We start from the raw sequence: 1,690 nt of genomic DNA, 5'->3' as shown, positions 1-1,690 counted from the left end.
TGTAATAATCCCTTTATGGTTGTCAGATGAAATAATATAATTTCATCCGATAATCATGGAGGGATTTTTGTATGTCCAGAGCCAAGTATTCAGCATTAGAAAAATTAACGTTTATCGAAGAATTTAGAAAGTCCGGAATGCCGAGAAGAACTTTTGCCCGAGAATACGGTATTAATAAAGATCTATTCAAACGTTGGGTCGATCGCTATGACCGCGATGGTATTGAAGGTTTACAGGAAGCGCGCCACAATAATCACTATTCAAAAGCGCTGAAATTAGAAGCGGTATTAACTTATCTAACGGGTCAATATTCACAAGCAGATGTTGCACTTAAGTTTGGTTTACGATCACAAAAACAACTATTAGACTGGGTTTCCAAGTATAATGAGGATAAAACGGTGACGGCGTCACCGTCCAAAAGGCAGGTTCCCATTATGAGTCGTAAAACTTCTTTTGAAGAACGCGTTTCAATTGTTGAATATATTACCAAAGATAAACATAGTTATAATGAAACTGCGGAACACTTCGGTGTCTCTTATCAACAAGCCCGTTCATGGGTTCTTAAGGCACGACAAGGTGGTTATGAATCACTAATCGATAATCGTGGTCACCGTAAAGATCAATCAGAACTAACAGATTTAGATAAAGCGAATCTACGGATTCACGAGTTAGAAAGCCAAATCGAAGATCAAAAATTATATGCGGCCTTTATAAAAAAATGGCAGGAACTTCAGCGCAAGGGGTGAATAAGCAAAGACGACTGGCATATCACGCGATTAAGAATGTTAGTCAAGAAAAGCATGGTGCGATAACAAAACTTATAAAAATGGTTGGCGTTAGCCGTCAGGCTTACTACAAAGGGTTAAAAAGACAAGAAACAGTTTGGGAGACACGTAATAAACAACTTAAAGAGCGAACCCAATACTGGTTTGATTTCAATCTACAAGGGATTGGTACTGGAAACATGTTGGTAAATTTACAAGCTGACACATCAATTAATTTTCCCATTACTTTCAAACAGGTTCGACGAGTTATGCGAGAACTAGGTATTCGATGTTTAGTACATCCGAAGAAGCATAATCGTGTGAAACAATCAGAACAATATATCCAAGATAATCTTCTTAATCAAAATTTTAGTGTGAGTAGACCTAACCAAGTTTGGTTGGCCGATTCAACAGAGCTTTCATATGGCATAAATGGCGAATATAAAATTCGGTTAAGTGGTGTTTTAGATCTTTATGGTCGGCGACTTTTAGCCTATAATCTAAGTCCTACAGAAACTAGTGAAGCAGAAATCCAGGTATTTCAGCAGGCCTTTTCAGGTGCTGGTAGTGTACACCCCATGGTGCACACCGATCGCGGTTCAGCTTATACCTCAAAACTATTTAATCGTTCTCTTGATCGATATGAAGTAACTAGAAGTATGTCCCGACCAGGAACGCCATACGATAACGCTCCAATGGAGCGTTGGTGGAATGAATTTAAAAATCGATGGATGGCACGTCAGCCACTGCCAAAGACCTATCAAGAACTTATGAAATTGGTTGAAGCAGGAATTGAATATTTTAATCATTACAATCGCTCAACACAAAGAAATGGCCTTACCCCAGATGAATACTGGGATAAAGCCATTTAGAAACATATTAAATTTTATATTATTTCATCCGTCAACTTGACAGGGCCTAGTACA

General features: G+C 38.3%; 2 protein-coding genes. Both read left to right on the top strand.

From position 1 onward, the window contains the following. Window positions 1-71: 71 nt before the first annotated feature. Window positions 72-746 carry a transposase gene (locus AC1RPQ_RS07585; protein ID WP_481761994.1) on the top strand — a complete coding sequence of 225 codons (675 nt, stop codon included), beginning with the start codon at window positions 72-74 and terminating at the stop codon, window positions 744-746. Then, the gene (locus AC1RPQ_RS07580; protein WP_481761993.1) at window positions 719-1,636 is read left to right on the top strand and encodes an IS3 family transposase; all 918 of its coding nucleotides are present in this window, start codon (window positions 719-721) and stop codon (window positions 1,634-1,636) included. The genes AC1RPQ_RS07585 and AC1RPQ_RS07580 overlap by 28 nt, the downstream gene beginning before the upstream one ends. The last annotated feature ends 54 nt before the right edge of the window (window positions 1,637-1,690 follow it).

Source organism: Dellaglioa sp. CoH-57-MRSF-21 (genome assembly GCF_056781915.1).
Note: the sequence above shows the minus strand (reverse complement) of the source record. Positions and strands in the feature narration are given on the sequence as shown.

Excerpts from the sequence above, each read along its gene's own strand:
- AC1RPQ_RS07580 (WP_481761993.1), top strand. The coding sequence starts at position 719 with ATGGCAGGAACTTCAGCGCAAGGGGTGAATAAGCAAAGACGACTGGCA.
- AC1RPQ_RS07585 (WP_481761994.1), top strand. The coding sequence starts at position 72 with ATGTCCAGAGCCAAGTATTCAGCATTAGAAAAATTAACGTTTATCGAA.